Source organism: Microcoleus sp. OTE_8_concoct_300 (assembly GCF_031383065.1).
Taxonomy (GTDB): domain Bacteria; phylum Cyanobacteriota; class Cyanobacteriia; order Cyanobacteriales; family Microcoleaceae; genus Microcoleus.
This window is the reverse complement of sequence record NZ_JANMZH010000319.1, coordinates 1-17118: the sequence shown is the minus strand read 5'-3', so window position 1 is coordinate 17118 and position 17118 is coordinate 1. Positions and strand designations below refer to the sequence as shown.

Annotated in this window: 11 protein-coding genes and 1 CRISPR repeat array; of the genes, 7 read left to right on the top strand and 4 right to left on the bottom strand. The window is 45.0% G+C overall.

Features of this window, described 5'->3' with window-relative positions:
• Positions 1-269: 269 nt before the first annotated feature.
• Positions 270-1748, bottom strand: a complete 1479-nt coding sequence (locus ACUVJL_RS14350) for a bifunctional orotidine-5'-phosphate decarboxylase/orotate phosphoribosyltransferase (RefSeq protein ID WP_445246463.1) — start codon at positions 1746-1748, stop codon at positions 270-272.
• A gap of 255 nt (positions 1749-2003) precedes the next feature.
• Between ACUVJL_RS14350 and ACUVJL_RS14345 the strand changes: the two genes are divergently transcribed.
• The 5 genes from ACUVJL_RS14345 (at position 2004) to ACUVJL_RS14325 (ending at position 10844) form a co-directional block, all read left to right on the top strand.
• The gene (locus ACUVJL_RS14345; protein ID WP_445246462.1) at positions 2004-2186 is read left to right on the top strand and encodes a pentapeptide repeat-containing protein; all 183 of its coding nucleotides are present in this window, start codon (positions 2004-2006) and stop codon (positions 2184-2186) included.
• Positions 2187-2845: 659 nt separating this feature from the next.
• On the top strand, positions 2846-3547 hold the full coding sequence (locus ACUVJL_RS14340; RefSeq protein WP_445246461.1) for a DUF547 domain-containing protein: 702 nt from the start codon (positions 2846-2848) through the stop codon (positions 3545-3547).
• A gap of 252 nt (positions 3548-3799) precedes the next feature.
• Positions 3800-6695: direct repeats of the CRISPR family, unit length 37 nt; unit sequence GTTGCAATCAACCTAAATCCCTATCAGGGATTGAAAC.
• A 123-nt stretch (positions 6696-6818) separates the two neighbouring features.
• Positions 6819-8219 carry a DUF2157 domain-containing protein gene (locus ACUVJL_RS14335; protein WP_445246460.1) on the top strand — a complete coding sequence of 467 codons (1401 nt, stop codon included), beginning with the start codon at positions 6819-6821 and terminating at the stop codon, positions 8217-8219.
• 98 nt (positions 8220-8317) lie between these two features.
• On the top strand, positions 8318-9028 hold the full coding sequence (locus tag ACUVJL_RS14330; protein WP_445246459.1) for a GDYXXLXY domain-containing protein: 711 nt from the start codon (positions 8318-8320) through the stop codon (positions 9026-9028).
• A 691-nt stretch (positions 9029-9719) separates the two neighbouring features.
• Positions 9720-10844 (top strand): hypothetical protein, encoded by a 1125-nt coding sequence (locus tag ACUVJL_RS14325; protein WP_445246458.1) that lies wholly within the window; start codon positions 9720-9722, stop codon positions 10842-10844.
• Positions 10845-11248: 404 nt separating this feature from the next.
• Here the strand turns inward: ACUVJL_RS14325 and ACUVJL_RS14320 are convergent, their stop codons facing one another.
• Entirely contained in the window at positions 11249-11410 is a 162-nt protein-coding gene (locus ACUVJL_RS14320) for a hypothetical protein (protein ID WP_445246457.1), read from the bottom strand.
• A 978-nt stretch (positions 11411-12388) separates the two neighbouring features.
• Between ACUVJL_RS14320 and hemH the strand changes: the two genes are divergently transcribed.
• Positions 12389-13552, top strand: a complete 1164-nt coding sequence (gene hemH / locus ACUVJL_RS14315; protein ID WP_445246456.1) for a ferrochelatase — start codon at positions 12389-12391, stop codon at positions 13550-13552.
• 194 nt (positions 13553-13746) lie between these two features.
• Here hemH and ACUVJL_RS14310 read toward each other — a convergent pair whose 3' ends face one another.
• The gene (locus tag ACUVJL_RS14310) at positions 13747-14358 is read right to left on the bottom strand and encodes a DUF4126 domain-containing protein (protein ID WP_445246455.1); all 612 of its coding nucleotides are present in this window, start codon (positions 14356-14358) and stop codon (positions 13747-13749) included.
• Between the two features lie 433 nt (positions 14359-14791).
• Here ACUVJL_RS14310 and ACUVJL_RS14305 point away from each other — a divergent pair, with 433 nt between their 5' ends.
• Positions 14792-16078, top strand: a complete 1287-nt coding sequence (locus ACUVJL_RS14305; protein WP_445246454.1) for a Glu/Leu/Phe/Val family dehydrogenase — start codon at positions 14792-14794, stop codon at positions 16076-16078.
• Positions 16079-16536: 458 nt separating this feature from the next.
• Here the strand turns inward: ACUVJL_RS14305 and ACUVJL_RS14300 are convergent, their stop codons facing one another.
• Positions 16537-16737, bottom strand: a complete 201-nt coding sequence (locus ACUVJL_RS14300; RefSeq protein ID WP_333126238.1) for a helix-turn-helix transcriptional regulator — start codon at positions 16735-16737, stop codon at positions 16537-16539.
• Positions 16738-17118: the final 381 nt, after the last annotated feature.

The window sequence follows — 17118 nt, the reverse complement described above, 5'->3', positions numbered from 1 at the left end:
TCAGCCTCCATTAAAACAAGGCAAACGAGACAGAAATTTGGAGGCTGAGCCTCCGGATATTAATTACCAGGCAGAGCCTGGTAACTAGAAATTTTAATTGAAGTTTTGCAAGGTTGATCTCGCTTGTTACTCGTTCCCAGGCTCTGCCTGGTAACGCATTTCAGGAGGCTCAGCCTCCATTAAAACAAGCCAAACGAGACAGAAATTTGGAGGCTGAGCCTCCGGATATTAATTACCAGGCAGAGCCTGGTAACTAGAAATTTCTGACTTTAATGTTCCGCTGTCAAAAGATTGAATTGCTCGGTATCAATGCGATTTGCTTGATACAAAGTTTGAGCAATTTCCGAAAGCGCTAACACTGAATGGGCGCTATAACCATTAGCCTGCAATTTATCTTTAACTCCCTGTTCGTGGTCGATCAATACCACGATATCTTCCACATTCAACCCAGCAGATTTTAACTTGCCCGCGCCTTCCATCACGCTTTTGCCACTAATCAAAATATCATCGACTACGACAATCGTTTCTCCTGGCTGAAAATGCCCCTCAATCAATTTGCCAGCCCCGTAAGTTTTGACTTCCTTGCGCGGGAAAATCATCGGCCGTTCCATCCGCAATGCTAAACCGGTTGCTGTGGGTAAAGAACCGTAGGGAATTCCGGCAATGCGATCGAATTTTAAATTCTGGAGAATGTCTGCATAAGCGCTGACAATTTGGTGGAAAATCTGCGGAATCGAGATAATTTTCCGCAAGTCGATGTAATATGGAAATACGGCGCCCGATGCTTGTACGTGGTCGCCAAAAACTACGCAGCCGATGTCATAAAGTTGCAAGATTAAATCGCGGTAAGGTTCCGGTTGCAAAAAGCAAACATCGGGCAGCCACAATTCGCAAGTGGGACTACCTTCGATCGCCCGCATCCTCTGTTTATTAATATTATCCCGCAATTTCTCAATTTCTTGGCGCGGCTCTTTCCCCGCTAATAAACTCGGGGGGACTGGCAACAATAAACCTTCACCATTCTTGTTTAAACCAGCCGCCAGCAGTTGTGCGAGGTCGTTTTCTTCTGTGAGGTCATTTTCTTCGGCGATGTCTCCTTCGACTAAAATTAGGCGTTCAGGAGCGGCTTGGCGGATGCGGGCCAACATATCCGGCATTACTCCTACTTCTAAACCGAGTTGTTCTGGAGTTCCCCAAGTTTGAGAGACTCGGACTAATTGCAAGTATAAAGGGTTTTCTGGGGTGGGGTATTCTTGCAAAGCGGCCGCTGAGGCGTTGGCGGTGGCGCAGAGGACAAAAACTGTTTTTCCGGCGTATAACAAAAAAGGCGCTACTTCGTCGAATCCGGCATAGGGACTTAAAGTAATAGCGTCAACTTGCCAGTCTTGAAATACAATTTTGGCAAACACTGTGCTGGTATTTAAATCGCAGTGTTTGGCATCTAAAATTACGGGAATCTGAGGAGGAATACTTGTTAAAATTTGTTGCAGCAATTCCCAACCGGGAAGACCGAGAGATTGGTAAAAACCGAGGGTGATTTTGCAGGCACAGATTAAATCGGCTGTTTGGTCGATCGCACTTTTGAGCTTTGACAACAAATCTGTTACAAAACTTTTAGTTTCCTCTGCTGTCATGGAAACCAGGGCGGGCATGGTTTCCGGGTCGGGGTCGAGGGCTAAATACAGCAAACTTTGATTGTTTTCAACAGTCGCTAACAGTTTATCGAAAAAGTTGGTTCGATCCGTCATAGTGTGTTATAGAGGTAAGGGTAAATTAAAAAATTGCCGATCAAAGTGGGAGGGGTGCTGTGCCGGAAGAAATTGATCGGTGTTGAGGTTGAAATTAAGAATCTTTTAAAATTGTAGAAGGTAAAGAGCAGGAAATCTGTAACTTTGGGAGCAGTTCCATTGGGACTGATTTTCGGGTTGGCTACATTGGTGATTGCAGCTAACCGCGAGCAAGTCAATTTGTTGTGGTAAACTAACCAGTGTGCGGGCGGCGATTTGAGCAGCATTCGCCTAGGGCGCGCGAGTTTAGCAAATGCAGATTTGAGAGGAGCAAATTTTAGGGAAGCTAATTTATCCGGGGCAAATTTGAGCGGGGCTGCTTGGCGGCAAGCTAATTTACAAGCCGCTAATTTGAGCGATGCTAATTTAACCAGAGCTCCTTTGACGGGCCTAATCTAAAAAATGCTACCGTTGCAGGTGTTATTTTGGTTGACGGTAGTATTAAATATAGAAATCCTAAATGAGTCGTAAATTTTTTACCCCACCCCAACCCTCCCCGAAGCCGCGGTTCGGGAGTAAGAAATTCACAAATGATTTAGGATTGCTATAGAAGCAGAAGCTAAAGCAATGCCCGCCTTATCAAAGAAATGGGTTTAAAACCCCATCTTTTTAGGACGGCTTTAATTTCTTAAATCCCTTCCTAAAAATCAGGGAATTCCTAGTGTCTGTGGTATACTAGAATAGTCAAGGTTAAACTCCTGCGCCATCGTGAAACAGGGACTCAGACACACTTTTAGGCGTTAATCGGGGGACAAAGAGCGGCGAAAACTCTTAAAACAGCTAGAGGCTTAATACAGTCTCACAACCAGAAAAATAAACAATTTACTTTTGTTAGGTAGGGTAGGGCATACCCAAACTCGCTTGTCAATATCCTAGTACGCTTTTGGAGATAGACTCTAGGCGGGTGACTGCGAATCAGACTCGTTAATTGGTAGGGTTTCTACCGTTAAAAGGTTTGAGTATTGCCGTAAGGACGCAACACTTAAAGGTCAGTCGCTGAATTAAGAATCCCCAACCTAAAGGATGGGGAGTGTCAAGGATAGTAATAAATGATCGGTATGATCGACTTTAGGATTTGGGACGAGTTGCTGCAACGCTACGTTGACGATTTGGGCCGCGTCAATTATCGGCGCTGGAAAGCTGAGGGGGCGGATGTTTTGAGGGTGTGGCTGGAAAGTTTTGCTGATGTGGATTTGGCGGATTTTACTGATGCGGATGCGCGGCTGGCGTTGTGGCTGAATGCGTACAATGCGATCGCAATTTCTCAAGTTCTGGAAGTATATCCGATCGCGTCCATCCGTCCTAAAGTTTTGGGAATTCCCAACTGGCTGAGTTTTTTGGATTTTTTCACTCGTTCAAATACGATTATTGGCGGCAAAAAGTACAGTCTCAATCAAATCGAACACGCAATTTTGCGGCCGGAATTTGCGGAACCGCGCATCCATTTTGCATTAGTTTGCGCTTCTGTCGGGTGCCCGCTGCTGCGCCGGGGGGCTTATTTCCCGGAGTCGGTACGGACTCAACTAGAAGCGGATGCCAGCCGTTTTATTCACAATCCTGATAAGGTGCGATATGATGCCCAGAAAAAGACGCTTTATTTGAGCAAGATTTTTAAGTGGTACGAGGAGGATTTTGTAAAGGCGGCGGGTTCGGTGGCTGAGTATGTGGGGGGTTATTTGGGGCCCGAGGCGGCTGTGGGTGATGGATGGGCGATCGTTTTTTTGCCTTACGACTGGAATTTGAATCGGGTTGAAGGTTGAGATTTGCGCCTGTGGGTAGGTGTTTTTTTGAGGGGGTGATTTTTTTCGGCTGTATCAGTTGCGTAGTATGGGTTTAAGGCACTTTATGAAAAATCCGACGGACGCAAATGCTGTATTGCTTGCTGTCCAAGGTTTTGAGCTTTGTTGAAAATTTTGCCTCTTGACAGGTCGGTATTGAAATGGTACTTTTAATATGTACAGACGCAAACGAACCTTGAAAACTAAATACAGTAAGAGTTTCAGAAACCAACTGTTGCAATCAACCTAAATCCCTATCAGGGATTGAAACGCAGCAGGCAAGGGCTTTGTTTTTTCGCATTTCATCGGTTGCAATCAACCTAAATCCCTATCAGGGATTGAAACCGGTTGTATTTGTCCCGATCCATTTCGATAACGAGTTGCAATCAACCTAAATCCCTATCAGGGATTGAAACTCTATATTATCAAGACAGATTCGCGCGTGCGGGTGAGTTGCAATCAACCTAAATCCCTATCAGGGATTGAAACTCGTACTTCACCAATTGGCATCACAAGAAATTTAGGGTTGCAATCAACCTAAATCCCTATCAGGGATTGAAACTGGGAATATCAAGAACTACAAGTGATGCTGTAGAGTTGCAATCAACCTAAATCCCTATCAGGGATTGAAACAGCACAAATGATTTGAGAACTTATGTCGTAGTGAAGGTTGCAATCAACCTAAATCCCTATCAGGGATTGAAACGGTATGACATCAAAGAAGTTCCCTTCGAGCTTCAGTTGCAATCAACCTAAATCCCTATCAGGGATTGAAACGAATATGCCGCAAGTAAGCCAAGAATCGCCCCGCAGTTGCAATCAACCTAAATCCCTATCAGGGATTGAAACGTAAACTTTACCAGCTTTATCGTTCTCGTTATAGAAGTTATGTTGCAATCAACCTAAATCCCTATCAGGGATTGAAACTTGAGCCTCATCTACAGCGACAAAGAACAAATCTTTGTTGCAATCAACCTAAATCCCTATCAGGGATTGAAACAGGGCCAGAAATTCTGCATAGCCCCGGTAGTAGGGTTGCAATCAACCTAAATCCCTATCAGGGATTGAAACGAAAGAACTAACTGAACCTCGGGCTGGGTAATTGTTGCAATCAACCTAAATCCCTATCAGGGATTGAAACAATGACAATTGGATTTTGCATGATTTTGTCTGTGGTTGCAATCAACCTAAATCCCTATCAGGGATTGAAACGCTATCCACTTGCTCCACTCACGGCCTGACTGCACTGTTGCAATCAACCTAAATCCCTATCAGGGATTGAAACGACGTACCAGTGCCTGCTATCTGGTAGGGATACGCCGGGTTGCAATCAACCTAAATCCCTATCAGGGATTGAAACGATGATTTCATCCCTCCTACCCGTAGCCCCACCCGTTGCAATCAACCTAAATCCCTATCAGGGATTGAAACCCTGTGAACCCACACCCACGTTGTCGGGGATGAACCCACCGGTTGCAATCAACCTAAATCCCTATCAGGGATTGAAACACTAGCTCCCATTACCGTTCCTAGCAGTTCATTGTTGCAATCAACCTAAATCCCTATCAGGGATTGAAACCGCCACTTTCCGCAATGAACCAGAGCTGTCCCCATAAGTTGCAATCAACCTAAATCCCTATCAGGGATTGAAACTGGAGCGTTGACCCCTTCATACCAGACGTACTTGCCTTGTTGCAATCAACCTAAATCCCTATCAGGGATTGAAACTGATAACCAGAAGAATTTAAGGTAGTTGAACCGGCGGCACTAAGTTGCAATCAACCTAAATCCCTATCAGGGATTGAAACACGTTTGTCGAAGCACATTTTTAGGACTTTTGTCAGTTGCAATCAACCTAAATCCCTATCAGGGATTGAAACGAAGCGACAACAAATCTTAAAATTACTTGAAGAAGTTGCAATCAACCTAAATCCCTATCAGGGATTGAAACAGCCGCCAGCAAGTTTGGCAAACCGTAGCAACATAGTTGCAATCAACCTAAATCCCTATCAGGGATTGAAACACGACCTCATATTCTGGCAAGGATGCTGCTGCATCTGGGTCTGGTTGCAATCAACCTAAATCCCTATCAGGGATTGAAACGTTTGCGGCTCGTTCGGTGGCGTTTGTGCGGGCCCGTTGCAATCAACCTAAATCCCTATCAGGGATTGAAACTCAACTCTCTGATTACTAACTCCGTCAGTAGCCGCCCCCAGTTGCAATCAACCTAAATCCCTATCAGGGATTGAAACCACCAACTTCGGCAAGAACCAGTACGCACAGAGGGTTGCAATCAACCTAAATCCCTATCAGGGATTGAAACGTAGCCTTATAGATGTCGTAGATGATTTCATCCCTCCTGTTGCAATCAACCTAAATCCCTATCAGGGATTGAAACGCCATTTGGAGCAGTAAACGATTTGAATATCTCTGGTTGCAATCAACCTAAATCCCTATCAGGGATTGAAACACTGTTTCGTGAGTGAGTTTCATCATCTTAAAATGTTGCAATCAACCTAAATCCCTATCAGGGATTGAAACTTTTACCCATCTCTCAGTATCTTGCCAGCCACTGGTTGCAATCAACCTAAATCCCTATCAGGGATTGAAGCGCCGAGGAAAGCTGACATAGGCTGCTGGATTTCTGGCGGTTGCAATCAACCTAAATCCCTATCAGGGATTGAAACCCAAAGTAAACGAACACACAATCAAAATCACTGCCTTCTTGCAATCAACCTAAATCCCTATCAGGGATTGAAACTGATGTCGTTATTTACTGGACTCCCCCCTGAAGGTTGCAATCAACCTAAATCCCTATCAGGGATTGAAACCTATGTATTCTGAAAGTTTGCTAAATCCTAATTGAGTTGCAATCAACCTAAATCCCTATCAGGGATTGAAACGTGTCGAGGCAAGGCAATGGTGATATGAGGGATTTCCACATATTGCAATCAACCTAAATCCCTATCAGGGATTGAAACATGGCCTTAATCATGTTGATGGCGTTCGTAACACCAGCGCCGCAATCAAACTAAACCCCTATTAGGGATTGAAACTCATTCGGTATATTCCACGCATATTTTATGCCCCCCAGCCGCAATCAAACTAAACCCCTATTAGGGATTGAAACTAACATCCAAACCCAAAAAAGACTTTTGTGCTAGTTCAGCAGGTGTCCCAGCCTCCATCGACACTCGCCCCACAAGTGACATATTAAAAACTATCACAGTTCAAATCCTCTGGAATATAAACAATGATTTCAGATAAATTTCGGCGCGAGTTGCGAGAACAAGCCAAACTCTGGCAAGCAGAAGGACTCATCGACACTTCATTCTACCAACAACTTTCGGAGCGCTACCAATTCAACACACTCGAAACCGCCTCCCGCAACCGTTTCCTCACCATTCTGATGAGTCTCGGCGGCATTCTCCTCGGTATAGGAGTCATCACCTTTGTAGCCGCAAACTGGCAAGTTTGGTCACGAGAAGTGAGAGTCGCACTGCTGCTAAGTCTTTTCGTAGCAGTCAATGCAGCAGGTTTCTATCTGTGGCGCATTCCCCCATCCCCAAGGAAAAACTCCCATCCAAATATGCCCGCAACAAAAGGGCGAAACAAACTCCTAGGTGAAGGATTGTTGCTGTTAGGAGCTCTGATTTTAGGAGCAAATATGGCATTGATGGCGCAAATGTTCCACATAGGCGGTTCTTCCTACGGACTTTTCCTTGCTTGGGGAATCGGCGTACTCGGAATGGCTTACAGTTTGCGGTTGACTTCCTTGGGCGTTTTGTCCGCACTTTTAATCGGTTTGGGCTATTGGCTTGCCGTGTTAGATTGGTCTTCCAAAGTCGAGTTTTCTTGGCTGGATGTTTTGGTGCGGCAAATGCCGATCGCAGCCAGTATAATGTTTGTGCCGCTGGCTTATTGGTGTCGATCGCGTGCTATTTTTGCCATAGGTGCGATCGTCCTAATTTTTTCCCTACAAGCTTCTATCGTCCAAGGGTTAAGTGAAAGCTCGGGTGCTGCAATTTTTTGTGCTTTACCGCCCGCTTTGCTGTGGGGATACGACGATGCAATCTGGCCCAAGGTACACAGCAGGCTGTTTCAAGCTATCGCCCGCAGTTTAGCACTGCTGTTTCTCGCCGGTTTGTTTTATGTTCTTTCTTTCCACTGGTGTTGGCAAAATTTGCCGCAGCCTGGGCCAACTAAGCCGGATTGGCTTTTGCTGGCAAATGTAGCTGTTTTGGGCGGTTTCACGGTGTTTGAATGGCTGCGCTTGGGACGTTTGGAACTCCGCCGTCCCAAACAAAAAGGAGTGGATTTGACCACCAGTGCGATCGGCATTTTAATCCTCGCCAGCGCCTTAATACCGCTTTTTCACCTCAATTTTACTCCCATTCCTCAATTAGCGACTTTTCTGTTCAATGTTTTATCATTTCTGCTCGCAGTCGGCTTAATCCGAGAAGGTTTAGCTTTAGGAAACCGCCAGATTTTTTGGGGAGGAATGGTATTAATCACCCTGCAAATTATCAGCCGACTATTTGAATATAACACAGAATTGTTGCTCAAATCCTTTGTATTTGTTTTATGCGGAATCGGTGTTATTGCTGCTGGTTTGTGGTTCGAGCGCCACTTCGCAAAAATGCCCGATGAATAGAAATTATTCATCTCTCTCTTCTCTCACTCAGCGCCCTCTGCGGTCTCTGTGGTTTAATCATTCCGAAACCACCGTAAACAATATAACCCATACATAACATGAACACAAACAACATGGACTTATTAGTTGAAAATCCAGCAGATACAACAAATCAGTTTCAGCTTCCCCCGGAAGCGAAACGCCTTCCCGCGTGGCGGCTGTGGGTTCCTTTGCTGCTGCAAATCGGACTAATTGCCGCCGTCCCCGCCACCGCCGTTTACACTTTTATTACTGGCAAAACAGTGGTTTTGCAAACAGCACCAGTAGACCCTTACGACTTTTTGCGCGGATATTACCAAGTTTTGAACTATAATATTTCCGATCGCACAAATCTCCAAAAACTCCCTGGCTGGAAAGATTTACCTGCCGAAACACCTTGTCCGCCCGGGGCGGCTTGTCCACCAAATACACACAATGTCAAGGCACAAACCAGTTTTTATGTAATCTTAGAAGCGCCAAAAGCCAGGTCAAAAGCCGCGACTAATCCCGACCGCCCCCAAGCTTGGAAACCCGTCCGCGTCAGCCTAGAAAATCTGGGTAATTTGCCCGCCAATCAAATCGCAATTAAGGGCAAATATAACGGTTGGCGGATGGAATACGGCTTAGAAACTTATTATATGCCAGAGGATGAAAGGGAAAAAGTCAATCAGGAGATTAGCGAAGCTCAAAGGAACCAGCGACAATCTTTTTTGGTAGAAGTAAAGGTTGACAAAACAGGCCATGCTGTGCCTGTGAGTTTGTGGGTGGGCGATCGCAATTATCGATTTTAGCCAAAAAGGGCAAAAGGTCGATCGGTCTTTTGGCATTGTTTTGAGTATTTTGGCTTAGGGATGGAGCCGAGGTTCGGCGATTCCCCACCCTTCCCCAAGGCCCGCGCGTTCGGGATAGCTTCGCTCGCGCGGACCTTTCAATTGCCGACAACCCGGGAGAATCTATTAAGATATTTGACACTCCCCAGCCTAAAGGCGTGGGGATTCTTAATTCATCGACTAACCTTTAAGCGCCATGTCCTCGCGGCAATTCTTAAACTTTTCAACCGTAGGAAATACTACGAATTGACGAGCTTAACTCACAACACCCCAGAGGGTCTGTCTCCAAAAGCGTACTAGGATACTGAACCTAGAGTTCGGATATGCCCTACCCTACCTAACAAATGAAAAAGTTCTTTGTTTTCTGGTAACGAGGATGTATTAATCCCCTAGCTGTATGGCGAGTTTTCGCCGCTCTGTGTCCCCAGTTTGTGCCTAAAAGTGTGTCTTAACTGTTTCACGAGGGCAAAGGAGTTTAACCTTGACTTTTGCAGTATACTACAAAAAACCAGCAATTCCCTGATTTTTTAGAATAGATTTAAGAAATTAAAGCCGTTCTAGAAGAACGGGGTTTTAAACCCAACTTTCCGATAAGACTTGCACAAATCTTGCCAATTCAAGGGCGCAAGTCATGACTCTACTGGAGCTTCTCATGTTAGCCGAGCTAATCTCTGCCAGACGCATACTCAAGACCAAACTCCTCGACTTTTTAGGACTTCCCGAAAATTGCCAAGACAAAACCGATCACCTCGTCAACCGAATTGTATCCGTGCTGGAAGTAAATCCAGCGGAACAAGAAAGATTTTGGGAGACATTCAAAAGTGAATTAGCCGTCGATCCCGTTGAAGTAGAAACAATGCTCAAGTGTTCGCCAGCAGAACGCCAGCAGTGGATCGAACAAGGCAAACTCCCTATTCTAGAATACCGCTCTTTCCGCAAATCAGGAATCCATTTAGAATATCCCGTTCACGAGCGAAGATTCATCTTAAGTCTAACGCCAACCGATATTAATAATTGGCGCCAAGAACCGAAAGGGCTGATTCAAAATAATCGCCCAACAGCCTCCCCAATCAATACAGAAAACCCCGCAGAAAACGAACAATCCCGAGTAGCTTTTAGTTCCGAGTGGGAAAAAATCATTGCCGACTGGAAAGAACAAGGTTCGGCGGAAATTTCAGCAACCTTCCAGCTAGCTTACTGGACAGTTTGGGCGTCGCGGTGGGCCAAAGAAAATCAGCTCAACAGCTTTAAAGCAATTAATAAATATAAGGAAATCTACGAAACTCACCAGCAGGAATGGTATCAGCGAAAAAATCAAGCTGTCAAGTTGCTGATTGAGATGCCCTACGCCATGCTTTACTTCTACCGTCCGGCGGATGCTGACAAATTATATCTCGAACTGTGCGACGACCACCAGGAAATGATGAAAGATGGCTACTATTGGGATAAGTGGGATTTTTTCTATCAGAACCGCAAATTGGTAAATAAGTGCCGCGAATGCGTGTACTCCGACATCAAAGATTATTACTCGCTTTACTACCTGGAAATCAAGAGCGATAAGTTTCCCGATTTTAGTTTTTCTTTCCACACGCCGTACACGATAGGCAGAAAATTTTTGCCGCATCCAGAAACGCTGCCTTATGTAGATCACGTAGAACAGGACGGCATTTTTCGCTTTGGCCGCCCGCTGCTGGAACAAGAGAAAGCTATTCACACAGAAAAGGATGTATTGCTCAAGTTTGAGGCGGCTTTGGCAGAAGCGAAAAAGTTTGTTTAGTTATTAGTTATTAGTCATTAGTCATTAGTCATTAGTCATTAGTAGAATTATTGCAAATTTTTGGAATTGATAGGAAACCGCAGATAAACGCAGATAAACGCAGATGCTTTTCCCGGTTGTTTGCAACGAAAGGCAATCTTGTCTACTAATGACTTTTGACTAATGATATCAAATCTGTTAGGAGCGGAATTATTCAGATATTTCTTCTTTTTATCTGCGTTAATCAGCGTCAATCCCTTGTCATCTGCGGTTGCAGAAAGTCTCTTTTTTAAACCGCAGATGAGGGCAGATGCAACACAGATTAACGCAGATAAATTAGATCGATTTCGGTTGCACTCTCGGTGATTGTCCCGACGATGTTACCGGATTTGATATGACTTTTGAAGTTGGATTACTTGAATGCTTCAGCCAGCATAAAGTTTTGGTGGCTGAGCTTCTTCGCAATAGTCCGATCGCCATCCCACTTCTGCCAACAAACTCCCCAAGTCAGTTTCAGTCTCAAACAACCACAAAAATACAGCCAACAGAACCCAAAAAACCGGATTTGTGAGATGAAAATCTACCAAAATGAATAGACCACCGGGCTTGATGACGCGGTATAATTAATGAAAAATTTGTGGCAATTGCGCCCATCGCATTTCGTGCATCGCAACCGTGCTGTGTACTCCTTTCAAACTGACAGTCGGGAAAAGGCATCGACTCAGCAAAAGCTTCTACATAATTGGCTGATAGTACATTTTTCTGGTGCCAGTTGCAGAAATAATGGCGAAGCGTCAAGTCCTGTGACATCCTGGGAATATTGCACCAGAAATTGCTTAGTTTGACGGCTGCCACAGCAAAAATCTAAAACTTTAGTTTCCGCGCTGATGGTAAAATTTTTCAAGCGTCGCTGGCCCAAACGAGCCTCAGAGCCTACGCTAACGGGCGGGCCAGACGCGCGATCGCATCAAGGAGACACTGATACCGATAACTTAAATCTCTAAAAAGTGTTGCCACAGTCAAAATTATCTATACCTTGCTATCGACTTAAGATATTATCGGGAAATTGGGTTTAAAACCCCGTCCTTCTAGCACGGCTTTAATTTCTTAAATCCATTCCCAAAAATCAGGGAATAGGTGGCACTTGTGGTATACTACGATAGTCAAGGTTAAACTCCTTTGTCTCAAGTGAAACAGTTAAGACACACTTTTAGGCACAAACTGTTGGACACAGAGCAGCGAAAACTCTTAAAACAGCTAGAGAATCAACGTATTCTCTTGACCAGAAAACAAATATTTGGTTGATTTGTTAAGTAGGGTAGGGCATACCCGAACTCTAGGCTAGATCCTAGTACGCTTTTGGAGACAGACCCTCTGCGGTTGCTGTGAGTTGAACTCGTCAATTAGTGGTATTTTCTACGGTTGAAAGGTTTAAGAATTGCCGCCAGGACATAGCGCTTAAAGGTCAGTCGCTGAATTAAGAATCCCCACGCCTCGCAGGCCCGGGAGTGTCAAATGATAAAGATAAGTAACAGAACTGAGACGATGGGAGAGCTGTAACCGCTATGGGTCGTGTGGGAGTATTGCTATTAAACTTGGGCGGGCCAGATCAAATCGAGGATGTCCGTCCTTTCCTGTTCAACTTGTTTTCTGACCCGGAAATCATTCGCATCCCGTTTCCGTGGATGCAAAAACCGCTCGCGTGGTTGATTTCGACCCTGCGTTTTCAGAAATCCCAGGAAAACTACCGCCACATCGGGGGCGGCTCTCCTTTGCGGCGGATTACCGAGGAACAAGCGGCTTCGCTGCAATCCGTCTTGCAGTCCAAGGGACAAGATGCTCGAGTATACGTGGGTATGCGCTACTGGCATCCTTTTACCGAAGAGGCGATAGCCAAAATAAAGCGCGATCGCATAGAACATTTGACAATCTTGCCGCTGTATCCTCAATTTTCCATCAGCACCAGCGGTTCTAGCTTCCGGCAGCTAGAAGAAATGTGGGGCCTAGATCCAGCCCTCAAGGAGATAGAATATACCGCGATTCCTTCTTGGTATAAGCGGCCAGGCTACATTCAGGCAATGTCAGAACTGATAGCCCAAGAACTAGACCACAATCCGAATCCCGATCGAGTTCACATCTTTTTTAGCGCCCACGGCGTCCCCCTGAGCTATGTAGAAGAGGCGGGAGACCCCTATCAGCGCGAGATTGAAGATTGCACTCGTCTGATTATGGAACATTTGGATCGATCGAACGAACACACTCTAGCTTATCAAAGTCGGGTTGGCCCGGTAGAATGGCTCAAGCCTTACACCGAAGACGCCATAACCGAATTGGCAGAAAATGGAGTCCAAGATTTGTTGGTAGTTCCAATTAGTTTCGTTTCCGAACACATCGAGACTCTACAAGAAATTGACATGGAGTATCGAGAATTAGCAGAAGAATCGGGGATTGAGAATTTCTACCGAGTGCCCGCCCTGAATACTCATCCGGTGTTTATTGAAGCCTTGGCCGATTTAGTCATCGAGTCGATAGAATCTCCCAATGTTAAATTCTCTGATGTTATACGCCCTTCCAAGAAAGTTAAGATGTACCCTCAAGAGCAGTGGGAGTGGGGTTTGACCACGGGGGCGGAAGTTTGGAACGGTCGTGTGGCGATGATTGGTTTTGTGGCACTATTGCTGGAGTTAATTACGGGTCAGGGCCCGCTACACTCGATCGGATTGCTTTAAATTGACAGTTGACAGTTGACAGTTGACCGTTGACAGTTGACCGTTGTTACAAATGACTAATGATATCAAATCCGTTGGGATCGGAATTATTCATCTCTCTCTTATCTTCCTCTGCGCCCTCTGCGCCCTCTGCGGTTAAATCATTCCGAAACAACCGTAAACGATAGGACTAATCACCCATAACTAATCACTAATTAATTAGGATCGCGCTTGCCGCGGCGAGGATTTCCCCTATCGCCCGGTATTCCCTGACTTCTGTACCAGCGATACCACTCTTTAGAACTGCGAATTGCCAGCCACAGCAGCATCATAGCAACTAACCCTCCCTGCCGGGGGGCGTCAAAGGCAAACAACACCAAGGAAATGCACAGAACATCTTGGAGGAAAATCACCCAAATCGGCAAACCCCGCAGCCGGTAAAGCCATCCTGCTTGTACCAGTTGCAGCACTAAAGCCAACAAACCTCCGACAACACCAATAATCCACAGCATCCAAGGGTGAGCAATAATTTCGTCGATCGAACTTACCTGAGCGATCGCAATTCCCATAATTGCTCCTACAATGGGACTGAAAATAATTTGCACAATTTGCAGCACCCGCTGTCCCACAAAGGTTTTAGAAGCAAATAACTCTAACAGCGACCAACTCACCAAGATGGTGAGCACCACTTGGGGGTGAACCCCAGACAATAAAGGTATTTCCGACCAAAGTTTGTCAATCCGCAGCAAACCAATTAACAGCAGGGGCAGGGCAATTCTCATACCTCCTGCCGCAGACGCCGAGAGCCCGGCTAGGAGTCCAACCATAATAATAATTGAGTGGATAACGTTAGCTAAAGCCTCGATCTATTTCAAAATTTAATTCCCCTGATGGCTGGCACTGATTTGATCTCACGAACTCAAATTGCTGCTTGAGCTTAAATATCACCCTCTATTGTAAGTGTATCTGCTTATTCGCTGTTTGGCACTGCTCGAAAAGTCGATCGACACTCTCGCAGTGTGTGGACTGTTGACTGTTGAGTGTTGACAGAATTCAACCTGGATTGTGATTAAATTAAAATGTATAGGAAAACCAGTAGGTCAGCCGAGATACTTAAATTTAAGATGTCAGCTATTCTTCCTTCTTCCCTTTCCCTCTGACTTCAAAATCTGACGGACACTCAATAATTAATCCGGGTATCCGTGTCAAAATTCTTCTCCTGTCTTTCTTCTTACCTCGAACCTCTTCCTTCATCTTATTATGTCTGATTCATTATTTGCCGATGCCAGTCGCCGATTAGAACGAGCCTTAAAATATGTGTCGCTTTCCGAGGATACTATTGAACGGCTGAAACACCCCAAATCCAGTTTAATTGTATCGATTCCCGTGCGGATGGACGACGGTTCCCTCAGAATTTTTCAAGGTTATCGGGTGCGCTACGACAATACCAGAGGCCCGTCTAAGGGAGGAGTGCGCTATCATCCGGAAGTATCCCTTGATGAAGTCCAATCCTTAGCATTTTGGATGACGTTTAAATGTGCAGTTTTGAACTTGCCCTTTGGAGGAGCCAAGGGGGGAATTACTCTCAATCCCAAGGAATTGTCAAAACTGGAATTGGAACGGTTGAGCCGGGGCTATGTCGATGCGATCGCAGATTTCATCGGCCCGGATGTCGATATTCCCGCGCCGGATGTCTACACCAATCCCATGATTATGGGTTGGATGATGGATCAGTACAATATTATTAAGCGGCAGCTTTCTCCAGCAGTGGTGACTGGAAAACCAGTGACAATCGGCGGCAGCTTGGGCAGAGATACGGCCACAGCAATGGGTGCTTTTTTTGTAGTACAAACTCTTCTACCCAAATTTGAGCTAAATCCTCAAGATACAACTGTAGCAGTACAAGGTTTTGGTAATGCCGGTGCAGAAATAGCAGAACTGCTCTGGAAAGTAGGTTACAAAGTTGTTGCTGTCAGCGATTCCCAAGGGGGAATTTATGCTAAACAAGGGCTGGATATCCCCAGTATTCGAGGCTTTAAAAACTCTAACAAAGGTATCAAAGCTCTTTACTGTGAAGGTTCGGTTTGCAATATTATCGAACACGAAATCTTGACAAATGAGCAACTTTTAGCATTAGATGTAGATGTGCTAGTTCCAGCAGCTTTGGAGAATCAAATAACTGAAGCAAATGTTAATGATGTTAAGGCTAAGTTTATTTTTGAAGTAGCTAACGGGCCGATTGATTCTGCTGCGGATTTGATTTTAGAAGCGAGGGGAATTCAGGTAATCCCTGATATTTTAGTCAATGCCGGAGGCGTAACGGTTAGTTATTTTGAGTGGGTGCAAAATCGCAGCGGGCTTTATTGGACGCTGGAGGAAGTCAATCAGCGGTTGAAGCATAAAATGGTCGAAGAAACTGAGGCAATTTGGAGAAAATCTCAGGAATTGTCAGTTTCCATGAGAACTGCTGCTTACGTGTACGGGTTAAATCGACTCGGAGAAGCGATGAATGCGAAGGGAACGCGGGATTATTACATAAAGGGTTGAGAAAAGTGCGGTAAGATTGCCCGATCGCACAATCTTACCGCACTTATTCGATAAGAGCGCAGTCTAGGAACCGACTTGGCAAAACTTAGCTCGGAATTGGGGAATTTTAGGCCTGCACGCAGCCGTTTATTTGACCGCAATATTGGTGCTTTAAAAGACGAAAGATGTTTTTAAATAGAGGTTTTACATAGAGAGAAATGTGTGAATTTCTAGGAACTACTTCATGGTACAAGACCCGCAGTTATCATGTAGGGGCAACCACCGGAGGATTACCCCGACCAAACACCATATCGGGAGGTCATGCGTAAGTCCGGATCTTGCACTTTTCTCAATCAATCGCCGCTGCACAATACTGGCATTCTTTTTTAAGAGAGGAAGAGAAGAGACGATCGCACTTTTTGATTAGATATGGAATAGGTGCGATCGCAGTTACTTTGGCTATTGCTTAGTTTGCTTGGTTAATCTACCAAATCGTCTAAGGACAGCTTCAGGAGCTCGCACAATGCTTTCGTCTGTTCGAGATAGAGTTTTGGAATATGTCTGCCCGCTTCCCAATTTTTCACAGTGGTTACAGTCACGCCCAATACATCCGCAACTTGCTGCTGCGTCAAAGACAGCGATTGGCGTCGCTGTTTGAGTTTTTCCCCCACACTACTCATTCACTGCACCGATTTCAGAATTCCTATGGTTAACTTGACTTAACCAAAAATTGTCCGTAGTATGAGAGGAGAACATCACGTTCTTGACATACTCCCCTGCCTAAAGGCGAAGGGATTCTTAACACTTCATCGACCAATACTACCGAAGTAGTTTTACTCAGTCTCCATGTTCATTTTAAGTCGTGGCAATGCCCTATCCCGACTATATGTATCGTTTTGTTTGAAAAACATTAACAATACTTTATTTTGCTTCCAGGTTGGATTTTAACCATTGCCCTTCAGTCTTTCCCTATTACTGGATCAGTCCCGGTTTCAACTCAAAATGAGTATATATCGCTGCAATCTTAGGTGGGTATTTCAACCAATTAAATTATAACATAA